The organism is Colwellia sp. BRX8-4 (genome assembly GCF_014077345.1).
Classification (GTDB): domain Bacteria; phylum Pseudomonadota; class Gammaproteobacteria; order Enterobacterales; family Alteromonadaceae; genus Colwellia_A.
In genome coordinates this window covers 1-310 of sequence record NZ_JACGVS010000073.1, presented here as the reverse complement: position 1 = coordinate 310, position 310 = coordinate 1, and the positions used below count along the sequence as shown (strand labels likewise).

The 310-nt window shown below is 42.3% G+C and carries 1 protein-coding gene; it reads right to left on the bottom strand.

Annotated elements, in window-relative coordinates; translation table 11 throughout:
- The coding region (locus H4J56_RS19420) for a transposase (RefSeq protein WP_404842656.1) at window positions 1-310 on the bottom strand (310 nt) is incomplete at both ends.

The following is a 310-nucleotide window of genomic DNA, read 5'->3' as shown; positions in this document are numbered from 1 at the left end:
ATGGCTGCTTTGATACGCAGTTGAATACTGGTAAAATTCGATTGCTCAGGTGTTGGAGCAATGCCCGCACGCACTGGATTTAAATCTACATAAGCCATACAAGCAAGTAATGCCCCTTCATCGAGTAGCGCTTGTGATTTAAAGCGTCCTTCCCAAAAGTGCCCCGTGCATTTATCTTCTTTATTGGCTTGTCGAGCAATAGGCTCGTTTAATGCCCGCATAAACCAACTGATATCGATTAAACGCTGTTTATAGACCTGTGCTGTTTCTTCAACCATTTCCATTTCGAATGGAGTTAATGTAGTTAATG